General features: G+C 35.7%; 17 protein-coding genes. 9 read left to right on the top strand and 8 right to left on the bottom strand.

All coding sequences use genetic code 11. From position 1 onward, the window contains the following. Positions 1–2: 2 nt before the first annotated feature. Entirely contained in the window at positions 3–461 is a 459-nt protein-coding gene (locus ACODS7_RS17475) for a MarR family winged helix-turn-helix transcriptional regulator (RefSeq protein WP_243168475.1), read from the bottom strand. Between the two features lie 269 nt (positions 462–730). Here ACODS7_RS17475 and glpT point away from each other — a divergent pair, with 269 nt between their 5' ends. The 6 genes from glpT to opp4A all read left to right on the top strand — a co-directional run bounded on the left by glpT (position 731) and on the right by opp4A (position 7,994). Next, on the top strand, positions 731–2,080 hold the full coding sequence (glpT, locus tag ACODS7_RS17470) for a glycerol-3-phosphate transporter (protein ID WP_000466382.1): 1,350 nt from the start codon (positions 731–733) through the stop codon (positions 2,078–2,080). A gap of 284 nt (positions 2,081–2,364) precedes the next feature. After that, entirely contained in the window at positions 2,365–3,384 is a 1,020-nt protein-coding gene (locus tag ACODS7_RS17465; RefSeq protein ID WP_050842583.1) for an ABC transporter ATP-binding protein, read from the top strand. Beyond that, positions 3,371–4,297, top strand: a complete 927-nt coding sequence (locus ACODS7_RS17460; protein ID WP_224981534.1) for an ABC transporter ATP-binding protein — start codon at positions 3,371–3,373, stop codon at positions 4,295–4,297. The genes ACODS7_RS17465 and ACODS7_RS17460 overlap by 14 nt, the downstream gene beginning before the upstream one ends. Before the next feature lie 14 nt (positions 4,298–4,311). Further along, the gene (opp4B, locus tag ACODS7_RS17455) at positions 4,312–5,277 is read left to right on the top strand and encodes an oligopeptide ABC transporter permease (RefSeq protein WP_243168474.1); all 966 of its coding nucleotides are present in this window, start codon (positions 4,312–4,314) and stop codon (positions 5,275–5,277) included. 18 nt (positions 5,278–5,295) lie between these two features. Further along, positions 5,296–6,201, top strand: coding sequence for an ABC transporter permease (locus tag ACODS7_RS17450; protein ID WP_000880727.1), 906 nt, complete (start codon positions 5,296–5,298; stop codon positions 6,199–6,201). Between the two features lie 14 nt (positions 6,202–6,215). Continuing rightward, complete coding sequence (gene opp4A, locus ACODS7_RS17445; protein WP_050842579.1) at positions 6,216–7,994, top strand: oligopeptide ABC transporter substrate-binding protein; 1,779 nt, start codon at positions 6,216–6,218, stop codon at positions 7,992–7,994. 102 nt (positions 7,995–8,096) lie between these two features. Here opp4A and ACODS7_RS17440 read toward each other — a convergent pair whose 3' ends face one another. The 4 genes from ACODS7_RS17440 to ACODS7_RS17425 all read right to left on the bottom strand — a co-directional run bounded on the left by ACODS7_RS17440 (position 8,097) and on the right by ACODS7_RS17425 (position 11,759). Then, entirely contained in the window at positions 8,097–8,213 is a 117-nt protein-coding gene (locus tag ACODS7_RS17440; protein WP_000834733.1) for a DUF4027 family protein, read from the bottom strand. Between the two features lie 202 nt (positions 8,214–8,415). Continuing rightward, complete coding sequence (locus ACODS7_RS17435) at positions 8,416–8,838, bottom strand: universal stress protein (RefSeq protein ID WP_000278001.1); 423 nt, start codon at positions 8,836–8,838, stop codon at positions 8,416–8,418. 65 nt (positions 8,839–8,903) lie between these two features. Continuing rightward, positions 8,904–10,355 (bottom strand): SulP family inorganic anion transporter, encoded by a 1,452-nt coding sequence (locus ACODS7_RS17430; RefSeq protein ID WP_224981536.1) that lies wholly within the window; start codon positions 10,353–10,355, stop codon positions 8,904–8,906. A gap of 156 nt (positions 10,356–10,511) precedes the next feature. After that, entirely contained in the window at positions 10,512–11,759 is a 1,248-nt protein-coding gene (locus ACODS7_RS17425) for a cell wall-binding repeat-containing protein (protein ID WP_224981538.1), read from the bottom strand. Positions 11,760–11,934: 175 nt separating this feature from the next. On the opposite strand from ACODS7_RS17425, the gene ACODS7_RS17420 reads away from it, so the two are divergent. Together ACODS7_RS17420 and ACODS7_RS17415 are read left to right on the top strand one after the other, a co-directional pair. After that, positions 11,935–12,612, top strand: a complete 678-nt coding sequence (locus ACODS7_RS17420; protein WP_043935151.1) for a response regulator transcription factor — start codon at positions 11,935–11,937, stop codon at positions 12,610–12,612. Positions 12,613–12,623: 11 nt separating this feature from the next. Continuing rightward, positions 12,624–14,015, top strand: a complete 1,392-nt coding sequence (locus tag ACODS7_RS17415; RefSeq protein WP_224981547.1) for a sensor histidine kinase — start codon at positions 12,624–12,626, stop codon at positions 14,013–14,015. A gap of 165 nt (positions 14,016–14,180) precedes the next feature. Here ACODS7_RS17415 and ACODS7_RS17410 read toward each other — a convergent pair whose 3' ends face one another. Continuing rightward, positions 14,181–14,702: a dihydrofolate reductase family protein gene (locus tag ACODS7_RS17410; RefSeq protein ID WP_000085779.1), complete on the bottom strand. Its 522-nt coding sequence runs from the start codon at positions 14,700–14,702 to the stop codon at positions 14,181–14,183. 79 nt (positions 14,703–14,781) lie between these two features. Here ACODS7_RS17410 and ACODS7_RS17405 point away from each other — a divergent pair, with 79 nt between their 5' ends. Further along, positions 14,782–15,762 (top strand): helix-turn-helix transcriptional regulator, encoded by a 981-nt coding sequence (locus ACODS7_RS17405; RefSeq protein ID WP_224981549.1) that lies wholly within the window; start codon positions 14,782–14,784, stop codon positions 15,760–15,762. A 28-nt stretch (positions 15,763–15,790) separates the two neighbouring features. On the opposite strand, the gene ACODS7_RS17400 is transcribed toward ACODS7_RS17405, so the two are convergent. Continuing rightward, a complete protein-coding gene (locus tag ACODS7_RS17400; RefSeq protein ID WP_098629119.1) occupies positions 15,791–17,227 on the bottom strand; it encodes a DUF4367 domain-containing protein in 1,437 nt (478 codons plus the stop codon). Next, a partial coding sequence (locus ACODS7_RS17395) for a sigma-70 family RNA polymerase sigma factor (protein WP_488827173.1) occupies positions 17,193–17,468 on the bottom strand: 276 nt, incomplete at its 5' end. The genes ACODS7_RS17395 and ACODS7_RS17400, both read right to left, overlap by 35 nt.

Below are 17,468 nucleotides of genomic sequence, written 5' to 3'. Positions count from 1 at the left end.
TCTTAGTTATTCTCTTTTTTCTCTTGTGTCCCGCAAATAATTGTTTCTAACTTCTCAAAGAGACGTAATAAATCTTCTCTTTCTTGCAACTCTAAATGTGAAAAGTATTTTGCAATATGCTCGTTGCGAGCTGTCATTGCCTCTTCTACTCTAGCTTTCCCCTTTTTCGTTAACTCGATGATGACAACACGACGATCATCTTTGTCGTGATAGCGTTCTACAAGTTCTTGATCGATTAGACGATCAATCATCACTGTAATCGCGCTAGGCTTCACATACATCTTTTTTGCTAATGTTGTCGCTCTTGAAACCCCATAATGATCTAAAATCTTTAAAATATAAAACTGCGGTGGTGTAAGTCCTGTTGCTTGCATTTGTTCTAATAACTCCGTCTGCATTTTCTTTCCAATCGAAAAGGCAAGAGCTTGAATTTTATCGATATGCTTCATATCATTTGGCATGTTATCCACCTCTTATTTAAACAATAAAATATTTAACGTATTTAAATATTAATCCCACGAATAAAATCCGTCAATACTTTTATTCATAAAAACGTTTACATTTTTGTCACAAAGTTGTATAATTTTCGACGAAGTTAATATTGACAGTCACGGAGAAACGGAGTACACGGCTATGAATCATAAAAAAGGAAACTTTTTTATATTTCATGGCCTTTTTATATTCTCTGTCTTAAAACGCTTCGAATTAATTAGGGGAGGATTTTCATTTTATGTTTTTCACACAATTATTTAAACCTGCGCCCCACGCGGAACGCTTACCAGCTGATCGCGTTGATAGCGAATACCGTAAATTACGTTTACAAGTATTCTTAGGTATCTTCATCGGTTATGCAGGTTACTACTTTGTTCGAAAAAACTTTTCACTAGCAATGCCATACTTAATCGAACAAGGCTTTAGTAAAGGGGAACTTGGGGTTATCCTTTCAGCAGTATCTATCGCTTACGGATTAAGTAAATTCTTGATGGGTATCGTATCCGATCGTTGTAATCCTCGCTACTTTTTAGCAGCTGGGCTATTTTTATCAGGTATCATTAATATTATTTTCGGCTCATTTTCTTTCATTACAACGAGCATTATACTTATGTTTGTACTTCAGTTTTTAAATGGATGGGTACAAGGTATGGGATGGCCTCCTTGTGGTCGTACGATGGTTCACTGGTTCTCTATTAGCGAACGTGGTACAAAAATGTCTATTTGGAATGTCGCTCATAATGTCGGCGGCGCGCTTATGCCTTCTCTTGTAACATTAGGCTTATACTTCTTCGCAGATGACTGGAAAAGTATTTTTTACTTCCCAGGTATTCTTTCAATTTTAGTTGGTATTTATGTATTAATTACGATGAAAGATACGCCTCAATCTTGTGGACTACCTTCTATTGAAGAGCATACTGGAGAATACCCACCAGATGAGAAAATAAAAGATCGCGAACGCGAACTTTCGGCAAAAGAAATTTTATTTAAATACGTACTAAACAATAAGTTTTTATGGTACATCGCTATTGCGAACGTTTTCGTATATTTCGTACGTTACGGCGTTGTAGACTGGGCTCCTACTTATTTAGTAGAAGAAAAAAGCTTTACTCATAGTAGCTCACGTACTGCTTACGCTCTATATGAATGGGCTGGTATTCCAGGTACACTTCTTTGCGGATGGATGAGTGATAAACTATTTAAAGGACGTCGTGCACCTGCTGGTATTTTATTTATGGTTGGTGTATTTATCGCAGTTCTTGTTTACTGGTTAAACCCTCCTGGTAATCCAATGGTTGATAGTATCGCACTTGTCGCAATTGGATTTTTAATTTACGGACCGGTTATGCTAATTGGTCTACACGCTCTAGATTTAGCACCAAAGAAAGCTGCTGGAACTGCAGCAGGCTTAACTGGATTCTTCGGTTACTTAGGCGGAGCTGCTTTCGCTAGTGCCGCTATGGGCTTTATCGTAGATGCATTCGGATGGGATGGCGGATTCATCTTATTACTTGCATCTTGCATACTTGCAATGTTCTTCCTTGCCCTTACTTTAAATACAGGGTCAACAAAACAAAAGCAAGCTTAAGTACAAATATTATACTTATCAAAAAAAGAGAGACCATTCTTTCCAGAATGCCTCTCTTTTTTCTACATATAAATCTTTTTTCTTACAAAAGATTTATTTTCCTCTCATATATATGTTAGCGCTTCCAAACAACTTCAACACCTAATACAACTGCATTCAAATTTTATATAAAAAGATTTTTGAATATTTTTTCAACTTACCCTTGTCAAACATTGTCAATTTATATTAAAATAACAACAACATACAAAATATTTAGTTTTTTCAGAAAAGATGGAGGGATAGCCATGAAGAATCCACTTCTTCGTATTGAAAACTTGCAAACTTCCTTTCGTATACAAGATCAGTATCATGCAGCAGTTGATGATGTATCCTTAACTGTTCATGAAAATGAAATTGTTGCTATCGTTGGTGAGTCAGGATGCGGAAAAAGTGCACTTGCCCTTTCCATTATGCGATTGCATAATGAAGCAAATACAAAATTACAAGGGCAGCTTTACTATAGAGATAAGGACTTACTGACTATGTCAGCCTCAGAGATGAATAAAGTGCGTGGATCAAATATGGGAATGATTTTCCAAGAACCCCTTACAGCACTCAACCCTCTTATGACGGTCGGCAAACAAATCGAAGAAAATTTAAATTACCACACAAACCTTTCAAAAACAGAAAAAAAAGAACGCACCATAGAACTACTCCATCAAGTTGGTATTCCAAAACCAGAACTTACATATAAACAATACCCACACGAATTATCTGGCGGAATGAGACAAAGAATTGTTATCGCAATTGCAATTGCTTGTAAGCCAGGGCTCATTATTGCAGATGAGCCAACAACTGCACTTGACGTAACAATTCAAGCACAAATTCTAGAACTACTAAAATCTATTCAAGAACAAACAAAAATGGGTGTCATTTTAATCACCCACGACCTAAGTGTTGTCGCTGAAACAGCCGATCGCGTTATCGTTATGTATGCAGGACAAATTGTAGAAACGGGTAAAGTAGAAGAGATTTTTAATAATCCTCTTCATCCATATACTCGTTCCCTATTAAACTCAATTCCATCCGCATATGCTGAAAAAGAAAAATTACATGTTATTCAAGGCGTTGTACCTACATTAGCTAAGTTACCGCGCACAGGTTGTCGCTTCCAAGCACGAATTCCATGGATTAGGCCCGATCAACATGAAGAGAACCCAATCCTACACGAAGCAAAACCAGACCATTGGGTACGTTGTACTTGCTACAAACACTTCAACTTCCAACATAAGAAAGGAGATGACGTAACTCATGGCACTGCTTAAAGTAGAAGATTTAAAGGTACACTTCCCAATTAAAGGTGGTTTCTTTGGACGTACGTTAGATTATGTACGAGCTGTTGATGGCGTAAGTTTCGAATTACAGCCTGGTGAAACGTACGGAATCGTTGGTGAATCAGGTAGTGGAAAGTCAACAACAGGTAAAGCAATTATGCATTTAACGAAAGCGACAAATGGTAGCATCCATTTCAATAATAGAGATTTAACAAAATTAAGTCGCTCTGAGCTACGTGAACAACGAAAAGATATTCAAATGATTTTCCAAGATCCCTATTCATCATTAAATCCGAAAAAACGTGTTCTCGATATTATTGCTGAACCTATTCGAAATTTTGAAAGGCTCTCACCTGATGAAGAACGTAGAGCTGTTCAAGATTATCTCGATAAAGTTGGCTTAAATCCGGAGTCTATTTATAAATACCCACATGAATTTTCCGGTGGACAAAGACAGCGGATTGGTATTGCACGCGCTCTTACTTTAAAGCCGAAGCTTATTATTGCGGATGAACCAGTATCTGCGCTTGACGTCTCTGTACAGGCACAAGTATTAAACTTTTTACAAGATTTACAAACTGAGCTCGGACTAACATACTTATTCATTAGTCATGATTTAGGTGTAATTCGTCATATGTGTGACCGTATCGGTGTTATGTACCGCGGACGCATCGTCGAAGAAGCAACTAGTACAGAAATTTATAATAATCCGCAACATATTTATACGAAACGCCTAATATCAGCAATTCCTGATATTCGTCCTGAGAATAGAGAGAGACAGCGTAAGCTCCGTCAACAAGTAAGCTCTGAATACGAGAAATCATACGAAAATTATTTCAATGAAAACGGTCGGGCTTATGATTTAAAGCCAATCTCGCCAACGCACCGGGTGGCATTACCATAAGGGAGTGATAAAACATGTGGAAATTTATACTACGTCGATTATTAGTTATGATACCGCAATTATTCGTATTAAGTATTCTCGTCTTCGCACTTGCGAAAGCGATGCCTGGTGATGCTTTAACCGGTAGAGCGATGGATCCAAGTGCCGACCCAAAAGTAATTGAAGAGCAAAGAGAAAGACTCGGATTAAATGATCCTATTACAACACAATATGTACGTTGGATTACAAACGTTGCTCAAGGGGATTTTGGTGTCTCTACTATACATAAAATTCAAGTAACAGATTTATTAGGTGAACGCCTTGGAAACACAATTACATTATCGCTTGCTATTTTAATTCTTACCTATTTAATTGCCATCCCACTAGGGGTTATTAGCGGTCGCTGGAATAACTCTTGGATGGATCGGATTATTACACTATATAACTATCTTGGTTATGCAACACCGCTATTTATTTTCGCACTAATTATGCTCTTTGTATTCGGATTTCAACTTGCTCTTTTCCCGACTGGAGGCAGTGTCGATCCTCAAGTAGTTGATGGTACCTTCGCTTATTATATGAGCAAATTAAATCACCTCCTGTTACCTGCAATATGTGGTGCACTTATTGGAACTGTTAGTACAGTCCAATATTTAAGAAGTGAAATTATTGATACAAAAATTAAAGATTTTGTACGTACAGCTAGAGCAAAAGGTGTACCAGAGTCACGAATTTATTCTAAACATATTTTACGTAACTCTTTCTTACCAATTGCAGCTTTCTTAGGTTATGAAATTACTGGTTTAATTGGTGGATCAATCTTCTTAGAAAGCATAAAGAGTTACCCTGGACTCGGTCAACTCTTTATGCAATCTATCACGCAGCGTGACTTTAGCGTTATTACTTCTTTAGTAATGCTTACTGGTTTTGCAACGTTACTTGGAACACTCCTTTCTGACATTATTCTAAGCATCGTTGACCCACGAATTCGAATTGATTAATAGAAAGGAGCAGACGTTATGTTGGCCAATCCAGAAAAACAAACAGAAATAATTCAATATGAGAAAAGCCCATCAGGTTTCTCTATTATGTGGAGAGAATTTCGTAAAGATAAATTAGCAATGTTTTCACTTGTCTTTCTTACTCTTCTACTACTAGGTGTTTATATAACCTCATTTATTATGAAACAAGAAGATATTGTACGAGTAGACTTATTTGCAATATATTCACCACCTTCTGCTGAACATTTGTTAGGTACAGACTATGGAGGACGCGATATTTTTGGACAACTTATAATCGGTACACGTAACTCATTTACAATTGGTTTAGTTATTACCGCTATCACTTGCTTTATCGGTATGACTATCGGCCTCATCGCAGGTTACTTTGGCGGAAAAATTGACAATATGATTATGCGTATTATTGACTTTATTATTGTTTTACCGTTCTTAATGATCGTAATTGTTTTCATCACAATTGTGCCAAAATTCAATGTCCTTACATTTATTTTGATTATGAGCATGTTTTTATGGACTGGGAAAGCACGTTTAATCCGCTCAAAAGTACTAGCGGAAAAAGAGTTAGATTATGTATCAGCTTCCAAAACATTAGGAACACCTAATTGGAAAATTATAACTTCACAAGTATTACCTAATTTAAGTTCTATTATTATCGTAAGTGTCACATTAAACCTTGCGGGGAATATCGGTATCGAATCTGGACTAACATTTTTAGGCTTTGGTCTCCCAGAAAGTACACCGAGTCTCGGGACACTTGTTAGTTATGCAACAAACCCAGATGTATTACAAGAGAAATGGTGGATTTGGTTACCTGCATCAATCATGATTTTAGTGTTGATGTTGAGTATAAATTTTATCGGCCAAGCGCTCCAACGTGCAGCTGATGCAAGACAAAGAAAAGGTTAAGGGGTGGAGAATTTATGAATAAACCAAAATTTATTAAAGTTCTAAGTACACTTGCAGTTTCAACATTATTACTCTCTGCATGCGGAGGAAACGGTAGCAGTGATAAGAAATCGAGTAGCCAGAAAAACGTTGAAACAAATAAATTTAGTTCACAAGTAAAAAATGATAAAAAAGAAGTGAAAGATGGATCTCTTACTTATGGACTTGTATCTGGTACACCATTTGCTGGTATTTTAAATCCTGTTGTGTATGAGAATGCTACTGACTGGGATATTATCACATTCTTTGATGACTCACTATTATGGACAGATAAGAACTATGAAATTACAAATAATGGCCCAGCTACTTTTGAGATTTCTGAAGATAAAAAAACAATTACAATAAAAATCAAAGATAATGTAAAATGGCACGATGGTAACCCAGTTACAGCTGAAGACTTAGAATATGCATACCTTGCAATCGGTCATCCAAAATACGAAGGTGCTCGCTATTCAAAACAAATGCCACTTATTGAAGGTATGGAAGATTATCACGCTGGCAAGGCTGACAAAATTTCTGGTGTAAAAGTAATTGACCAAAAAACTATTTCCATTACATATAAACAACCAAATCCATCAATGATTACTGGTGTTTGGACTTTACCACTTAATAAAAAATATTTAGGCGACGTACCAATTGAGAAACTAGCAGAATCTGATAAAGTTCGTAAAAATCCAATCGGTTTCGGTCCATTTAAAGTAAAAAAAATCGTTCCAGGTGAAGCAATTGAATTTGAACGCAATGATGATTACTGGGCTGGAAAACCTAAACTGAAAAATTTAACATTAAAAGTTGTTAATCCGTCTGTTGTAAACGCCTCATTAAAAAATGGTGATATTGATATCGCTGAAGTTAGCGCAGATCAATATCCAAATGTAAGTAAATTGAAAAATGCACAACTTATCGGAAAAACAGATTTATACTATAGCTACATCGGCTTTAAGTTTGGAACTTGGGATAAAGACAAAAAAGAAAATGTAACAAATGAGAATAATAAGTTTAAAGATGTACGCTTACGCCAAGCAATGGCTTATGCTATTGACCGTAAAGAAATCGGTGACAAATTATATCATGGACTACGCTATCCTGCTAATTCACCTGTTCCACCATCTTTACCGAAGTTCCATAATAATAATGTCGGGGCATATGATAAAGACGTTGAGAAGGCTAAAAAATTATTAGATGAAGCTGGATATAAAGATAAAAATAGTGACGGATTCCGTGAAGATCCAAACGGAAATGAATTTAAACTTAACCTTCTAGCAATGAGCGGAAGTGACACGAGTGAACCTCTTGCAAAATTATTTATCCAATCTTGGAAAGATATTGGTGTGAAAGTAGAGCTTGTTGATGGACGCTTACACGAACTAAACTCCTTCTATAAAATGGTTGAGGAGGACGATCCAAAAGTAGACTTATTCTCAGCTGCATGGGGCGTTGGTTCTGATCCAGATCCTTCTGGTGTTTGGGGTAAGAATGCTAAATTTAACAATGGTCGCTGGGTAAACGAACAGAATACTAAACTATTAGAAGATGGTATCTCTCCAGCGGCAATGGACGATAAATATCGTAAAGATGTATACGATAAATGGCAAAAACTTATCCACGATGAAGTACCATTAATTCCACTTCATTACAAGTTTGAATTAACAGGTGTAAATAACCGTGTTAAAGATTATGACGTTGCACCAGGTTCTAAATTAACATGGAAAGACGTTACTGTAACAAGCGAAAAAGCGGAAGTAGCTAAGTAAACAAAAATAGCTCTTAGCATTTACATACATGCTAAGAGCTATTTTTTATTTATAATCCTTTTCTTACCATTTATAACAACCAATTCCTTCCCTACTATAAAATCAAAAAATTTGATGAAACACCTTTATTAAAACAGCTAACGTAACAGATGCAGCAAATCCTCCTAGACAAATTAAGCTTACCCCTTGACTATATGACAAATTTTGAAATGATTTCATTGCTTCCATCCTCCCTCTCTCCCCTTTGATACTTTTATTTTACCAATGGGAAAAATTTCATAACATCGATTTCTCTAACAACTAACTTACAAATTTGTAAGTTAACATCTTTTCAACTTATATATCTAGTATTTCCACAAATGAGAGTTATTTATACATAAAAAAGACCTCAGTTATACTAAGGTCTTCAGTACATTCTATTTCATTTTATAATCATCACCGGACATTTCACTCGTTTTGCTATTTTATGACTGACACTACCAAGCACCATTTCTTGCAGTGTATTTAGCCCTCTGCTTCCAGCGATAACAAGATCTATATCTCCTGTATTTACATATTGAACAATTGTATCTCCAGGATCACCATGTAATATCGTAATTGTATAAGATATGTTCTCTTTCTTTAATAAAACTTCAATCTCTTTTAATTTATCTTTTCGACTAGCCGATATTGTTTCTAAATCTGTTTGACCTTGTATAATATCTGATTTTGCCGTTCTATTATCTACTACGTACACAACTTCAACATTTGTTTCTTCGCTACATTTCGCAATATATGTTGCATGTTCCGCTGCTCGAAGTGCATGTTCAGAACCGTCACACGCTAATATAATTTGTTTGTACATATGCTGAATCCCCTTTTCGTTATCCTACTCGTATTATATAATAAAGCCCCCTAAAAAGGAGGCTTTTAACTAGCAATTCTTTTATTATAAGTAGCCAAATTTGCAACAAGTTTTGAGCTACGTTCATTTAATCCTGTTATACTTACTTTCACACCACTTTGCTCATACTTCATGATAACTTTATCAATTGATGCCACTGCTGAATCATCCCATACGTGCGCATGAGTAAAATTCATTTCAATTTCTTTTACATCTTCATTAAATGAAAAATTATTTATGAAATCGGCTGTAGATACAAAGAAAAGTTGACCGTGAATTTCGTATATTTTCTTATTTTCAATATATAAATGTTTCACGTGAATCTTTGCCATATTGAATGCAAATAACACCGCACTAATTACTGTTCCGATAATTACACCTAATGCTAAATTATGTGTAATTAGGACAATCACAACTGTTACGATCATAACAAATGCGTTTCCTTTTGGTACTTTATGAATCATTGTTACAGAGTTCCAATCAAACGTTCCGATTGAAACCATAATCATAACCGCAACTAAAGCCGCCATTGGAATATGAACGACATAATCTCCTAAAACGAATAGTAATACGATTAAAAATCCACCCGCTACAAATGTTGATAGGCGACCTCGTCCACCTGATTTAATATTAATAACAGATTGTCCAATCATTGCACATCCTGCCATTCCTCCGAAGAAACCAGCGACGATGTTTGCAATCCCTTGACCGCGTGCTTCCTTATGTTTATTACTTTCCGTATGCGTCATATCATCTAAAACTGAAGCTGTTAATAATGACTCTAATAAACCGATAATTGCAAGCATAACTGCATAAGGTAAAATAATCCCTAATGTTTCTAATGTAAATGGCACATCAGGAATACTAAAGAACGGTAATTCTTTGGGCAGGCTTCCCATATCCCCTACTGTTTTCAACTGTAATCCGCTCATAAGTGCAATACTCGTCACAATAATAATTGAAATAAGCGTAGAAGGTACAACCGTTGTAATACGTGGAAATAAATATATAATTGCAAGTCCTAATACAACGAGTGCATACATTTGCCAAGTTGCATTTTTAAAATGCGGTAATTGCGCTGTAAAAACTAAAATTCCAAGTGAATTTAAAAAACCACTCATAACAGATTTCGGAACAAACTTCATAAATGAGCTCAGTTTGAACACGCCAAAAATAATTTGGACGATACCTGTTAATATTGTTGTAGCAAATAAATATTGCAAACCATGATCTTTAACAAGCGTTACCATTAATAATGCCATTGCACCTGTTGCAGCTGAAATCATTCCAGTTCTTCCGCCAACAAATGAAATGGTAACCGCAATACAAAAGGCTGCGTATAGTCCAACTGTCGGATCCACGCCTGCAATAACAGAGAAGGCTATCGCTTCAGGGATTAATGCTAAAGCAACGACAATTCCTGATAACACGTCCCCTCTCACATTAGAAAACCAGTCATTTTTTATCATTTGAAACAAAATACCACTCCTCTACTCCTTTATAATTTGATTTTCTCCATAAGAAAATCTAGCCGACTGCACGAAAGCTATTATATAACGAGTAGAAGATTTTTTGCTATGTAAAAGTTTCCTAAAGAAAAAGACGCTACCTTAGTAGCATCTTTTCTCATTTCATTAATGTCCACCGTGTCCTTGACCACTTTCCTGAACAATTTCTAACCTCTCATCTAGTATTCCTTGTGTTTCAAATGAAATATCACTCGTACTTCCTAATAAGAAGCCATGATTATATGGTCCAAGTGTTGGATCATCTTTAAACTTCGGCTGAATAGTAGCAAGGAAGTCATACACTGGTTGTGAATCTTTCCCTTCTTCTAACAAGACAACAGGTGCGTGTTTACCCATATGTGAAAAAGGTGCCCCAGCAACTGCTAAATCTGGTGTTTTGCTTGAAACAAATGATAAACCGTGACCAGGTTTTGTGAATCCCCAGCCAAATTTTGTTTTTTCATCTTTAAATTTAGCGAACGCAATCGAGTTTTCTGTAGGGGCCTCTCCACTAATACGCGTTACTTTCCCGTATTTGCTTAACTCTTTTTCTACTTCTTTTGAAACAATTTTTTCTGGCCCTAATACATATATATTTGCTTTATCTTTTCTCATTTTTAATGCCTCTATTGTCGCTTCTGGCACTTTATCCTTTTCTGTATAGAGTAGTGGTTCCGGCATATGAGAAATCCAGTTTACAGCGGGTGTTGTATATAAACGTCCTTCTTCTGCAGACGAACCGATAATAACACTATTTGGGTAGCTTCCTGTTATATCGGCATACTCCTTATCAACATGATTCGCAAATATAGCTGGGTCCGTTTCTTTTATTTGTTTTACTTTATAACCTTTCAATTGTTCAAGCGCGCTAGTACCTACATCTCCCATCACCATAATTTGTGTTCCATCTTTCGTTCCGATTGGATTTAATCGTTTTATTTCTTTTAACGTCATTTCCGGTATCTTTTCTTTTTCTATAAATAAAATCGGCCCGTTATTCGGATGATGAATAAGGTCTGCACTCGCAATACCTAATTGCCACTCGCTTGCTGGTACTAAAATAACAGCACCCGGCTGGTTCTCTTTATGGGTTGCTGGCCATATCGTTTGCGAAGTTAACACTGCCATTTGCAGGGGATCATTTGTATTTAACCTTGTTACATTTTTTAAACTTGTCGTTAATAAATCATTCGATGCCCCTTCGTTCATTTCTTTTGGCGCCGTTACCTCCTGATTCATTTTCATTTCCTTTTGCTCTGTTTTCTTCTCTTTTGTAGATTCATGGTTTTTATGGTCTGTATTCGTTTGTCCACATGCAGCAAGACCAACTGCTGTAATTATTGTTATCCCAAAAATTCGGGTCATTTTTTTCATTATACCGCCTCCGTATTAATCATTTTTGAGCCAATATGATTACCTAAAATGTAATTTCAACTCCACAATAACAAGCAATTCTGAAGAAATTATGCAGACACATCATAATCTGCACCATTTCTTCATGATTTTGCATTACACTTTAAGTAACGATTATAAATATGGAGGGCTCTCTATGATTGATATACTGCTCGTAGACGATGAACCGAGAATGCTTGAATTATTAACGCTTTATCTTACCCCAATTGGATATAACTGCGTATGTGCGACTTCAGGAGAAGAAGCTATTTTACATATAGAAAATCGAAACTTTAAATTTGTTTTACTCGATATTATGATGCCAAAGATGGACGGATGGGAAACGTGCAAAAAAATCCGATCTTTTAGTAACATTCCTATTATTATGGTTACAGCTCGTGATCAAACAGTAGATGTCGTTCAAGGATTAAAACTTGGAGCCGATGATTACGTAACGAAACCTTTCCATGAAGAAGAACTTTTCGCAAGAATTGAAGCCGTTTTAAGACGTACAAATGAACATAAACAAATCCAATATCACGGTATTGTATGGGATGAAACAAAACACTTCGTTTCTGTCCATAATGAAGAACTCCTTCTCACACCAATTGAATTTTCTTTACTCGGATTATTTTTACGCCATGTGAACTACGTATTAAGCCGTGATCAGCTCATCGAACGAATTTGGGGGTTAAACACAAATACAGAAGATCGCACAGTCGATTCACATATTCGTAATTTACGTGATAAATTGCGAAAAGCAAATTTCCCTATTGATCACCATTTAAAAACTGTTTACGGAGTCGGATATCGATGGGTTGATACTCTAGATTAAGGAGCAAAGCAATGAAGCGAATTTCTATTCAGCTCGGATTTTATTTTTTGATTGTTACACTTTTAATCGAAAGTGTTCTATTTGTCTCGCTTTATTATAGCCTTGTCAACAATAGAGTAAATGAAGAAATGACAGCTTTATTAAAGCGCGGAAATAGTCACAGAGATGTCCTTGAAAAGTATTTTGATAAGCAAACAATCTCCCATGTTGCACTAATGGAATCCGAAGCCGAAACTACTGTTGTTATTACAAATGCAAATAAGGAGGTACTAGCTAAATCCAATGAAATAAATACTACTATAAAAAAGCATATTGAAAAGATGCAAACACGGACAGATCATGACGGAGCAATTATAGAGAATCATTGGAAAACATCTAATTATATATGTACAGTTAGCCCCATTGTAGTGGCTGGAAAAACGGAAGGCTACGTATATATGTTTCTCGGGACGGAATCAATCGAGGAAATGGTTAACGGGCTAACAAGACAATTCATTATTGCCGGAGTCATTACGTTTCTACTAACAGCCATCACCATCTTTCTATTATCACGTTTGTTAACAAAACCATTGTTACACATGAAACATGCAACTGAAAAAATGAGTAAAGGCGATTTGTCCGTTTCGTTAACGACTACTCGAAATGATGAAATTGGTGAACTAGCATCATCTATTCAAACGCTCGCAAATGATTTACATTATATGAAAACAGAGCGAAGTGAATTTCTAGCAAGTGTTGCTCACGAATTACGAACACCATTAACATACGTAAGAGGTTATGCTGACATTGCTTTAAAAGAAAGCACCCCTCCTAAGCAACGTTTGCGATATTTATCAATTATAAAAGATGAGTCTGATTACATTACAAACTTAGTTCAAGATTTATTTTCACTTGCACAAATGGAACAACATAACTTTTCTATTCAAGTAAAGGAAGTGCATTTACACACCTTCCTTACTCGCATAGCTGAAAAAGTAAACGCCATGTATAAAGAAAGATACATTAAAGTTTCTTTCTCTTGTCCTCCTACACTGCTAGGAAACTTAGATGAGCAGCGATTTGAACAAGTTATAGTAAACATGTTAAATAACGCTTATAGACACTCAAAGGAGCATTCTTATATCAATATTTCTGTAATAGAGGAACATAAACGTGTTTCCATTAAAATTGAGGACGAAGGCGAAGGTATCCCGCCTGAAGACCTCCCTCACATTTTTGACCGCTTTTACCGTGTCGATAAAGCAAGAACACGATCTACAGGCGGAACTGGTTTAGGACTCTCTATCGTGAAGGAAATTGTAGAACTACACGGCGGGAATATTACAGTAACGAGTGAAGTCAATCACGGGTCTTGCTTTATAATTTCATTACCATCTATAAAGAAACACGACTATCATCAGTAGTCGTGTTTCTTTATCCCGCATTAACGGGCAGTAAGACCCCTACATCAAAATTCAGCGGAAGCAAAGAAGTTAGGTGGGGGATTAACTGCCCGTAAAAGCCCGATTGGTTCAACTAATAATCAGTGGGAGATGAACAAAACCCCCACTGATTAAAGTTTCACTTTATCATTTTACTTTATAATATAAATTTACAAATTGCCCAAAACGTTTCGTATCCGTTAAAGTTAAATTAATTTCTGGATTCTTTTCTTTAAATAATGGGACACCTGAGCCTAATATATGCGGTGTAATCGTAACAATATATTCATCAATTAGATTATTTTTAAAGAATTCTCTCAGTAGCTCTCCTCCACCAACCATCCATATTTTAGATCCTTCTTGTGCTTTTAACCTTTTTGTAAACTCCACTACATCTTCATTTACAAATTCCACGTTTCCGTCTGAACCTTTTTCTGAACGAGAAAAAACATAACATGCTTTATCTAAGTACGGGAATGTTTCCGTATGCTCTACTACATAATCGTACGTTTTCTTTCCCATAATTATTGTATCAATCGTTTCGTACATTTCTGTATAACCGTTATCTCCCTCTCCTTCCGTTTCCATTAACCACTCTAAATCATCATTTTCTTTCGCAATATACCCATCTAAGCTCGCCGCTATAAATAAAACTATTTCACGTGACATATCTTTTCCTCCTTGCATCTCATCTTGATAACATATGATGTAAACAATATACTAACAATAAAACACGACAATTTATGTCATGTTAAAAAGAAAAAAGGTGATACATTTGTCAAAAGCTAAACGCTTATTAGATATTCTTATATTTGCTTCTGCAAAAAAAGCATTTACAGCGCAAGAAATAGCTGATGAATTTAATATCTCCGTTCGTACGGTTCATAGATACATTTTAGATTTAAGTGAAATGGGATTGCCCATTTACGCTGAACAAGGTCGTAATGGAGGATATAAAGTATTAACGAATAAAGTCATTCCCCCTATTTTATTTACCGAAGAAGAAGCAGTATCCATCTTTTTTGCTTTTCAGTCTTTAAGCTACTACAGGGACTTGCCTTTTAACACAGAAATCAACTCCGTTACGCATAAACTGTATAACTCTCTACAACATGATGCACAAGCGAAAGTTGATAAAATACGTTCTTATATCGCTTTTTGGAATCCGAAGAGAACAATTGATACCCCTCTATTAAACAAAGTGTTAACCGCGGCTATCGAAAATAAAAATTTACACTTTCAATACGAATCTAAATCAGGGATAAAAACAAAACATGTTCATCCGATTGGTGTATATGCTCATGACGGGCTATGGTACTTACCGTCCTATGACTATGGCAGGAAAAAAGTATTACTATATCGCATCGATCGTATTCTTTCTATATTATCAACGGAAGAAAATGAGGATACATTCATGAATTTAGAAGAGTGGTTTGCCTCTAACTCTAACGTAGTACACAGTCCTACTCAGTTACATGTTTTACTGACAACAGAAGGCGTACGCCAATGTAAAAGCGTTCCTTACCTTGAGGAATTCGTTATAGTAAACGAGGATGGGACAGGATATATAAATTCAACAATTGATAAAGGTGAGATTAACTTTATTACTCCTTTATTTTATAGACTTGGAAAAGATGCAAAAGTGCTAGAACCGAAAGAATTGATAGATGGTTTACGTATACGTGCAAAAGAAGTTTTACATATGTATGAAGACGAAAAAAGCTGCTAAATATAAGCAGCTTTTTGTGTATTTGTTCCTATTGTTTTGACTGTTGACGAATATCAAACCACCAACGATGTTTCGCATTCATATTTTCAGTGTCGCCAGTCCCTCTGTAATTGAAAGCATCCAAAAAGATTGAATCTAGTTTATCCTCATCTACAAAATAACCTAGATTAACCTTTACAGTTTGTCCTGGTGTGATACTGCCAATATTGTAAAAGCTTTTTCCATCTCCGTGAGGTTCTAAGTAATCAACTTCGCCCGTCATAATATTTTTCTCGGCAATTCCATCTTCTTTAGCATAGTTCCATGCATTACCTTCAGATTTAAGCAGCTTTATAGATGGATGCATATAGATTTCTTCTGTCGCCTGTTTACCTATATTTTTCACTGTTGTTGTTAGGTAGACAAATTTAGGATGAATTAATTTTGATTCTACTAATTGATCAATTGAATCTTTACCATTTCCAATTTTATATTTGTCCCGTCTATATGGTATTAATTGTCCCCCTTGATCCAAAGCCTGATTCCTGCTTAGTATTCCTAAGCCAAGTTCATAAAAGTTCTCTTGTTTAAAATCTTTGATTGAATCAAATACTTCAACTTTTTCTATCACATATTCAACTTGGCTATCATCCATCGTTATCGTTACTGGAACCTTTTGCCCTACATGAAATAGTCGTTTACTATCTTTTTTCAAAGGAATAACCTTAGTTTTTTTAGGTTCCTCTGCTTTGCTAAAACGATTTTCATCATAATCTACTATATGTGATGCCTTTTCTTTTGACGTGGGCTCAAGTGAAATGTTCCCTAACACATCCATCATTTGTTCTTCGTTTATATCGGATCCAATATAACTTTCTAACATAATCCCTTCTTTCTCAAAAAAGAGAAATACCTTTCTATCGAACATTACATTGTTGTTTCCTGTTTCTTTATGGACAATTACTGCTTTCCTACCATTTATCTCTTTTTCTTCGTAACTTTTCGAATACAGAGTTTGAAAATCTGTATTTTCCCCTACCCTCCGAAGAGCGAATGAAAATCCTCCCATTGCGTAGTTATCTTTAAATGAATATTTCATAGCACTATCATCAATTGCTTCCATATTTTCTGGCAATTTACCAATCTTCAACTTATACCACTTATTACTCTTTTTCGAGTCCTTGTTTGTTACCGAAACATTTACTTCATAATTTTGTTTTTTAACAATCATATTATAAACTTTTACTGCACCAAAAACAGTTGTCGGCATACCAATTAATAAACAGGCAGCAGCGATTAACATACGATATCTTTTACGCTTTTTCTGAGGTTGTCCATCTTTCAACTTCATTTCCTCCATAAACAATTTCTTTTTGCGCGTATATGTATGTGAAAATTCATGTTGTTCTTCGGATTTATCAAAATCATCTAAAGCAATTTTTTCAGCAAGTTCATATATTTCTTTGGAGTTCTTTGAATTCGTCATGTTGTATACCTCCTATCATATTTTGGACTCGTTTTCGAGCGCGTTCAAACTGCTTGCGGACATTAGCCTCCGTAATCCCCATTACACTTGAAATTTCTTGATACGTTAAGTTATAGAAGACTTTGTACTTAAACACCTGTCTGTTAGATTCATTTAACTCTTTTAGCAATGTATCAATTTGAACCTGGGTGTTTTTGCCCATCCCCCCGAAAAGGGGGAATAAGGACAACAATACTTTATT

The sequence above is a fragment of the Bacillus sp. FG16 genome, from assembly GCF_057809515.1.
The sequence above is the reverse complement of the archived record's forward strand: the minus strand, read 5'-3'. Positions and strand labels throughout refer to the sequence as shown.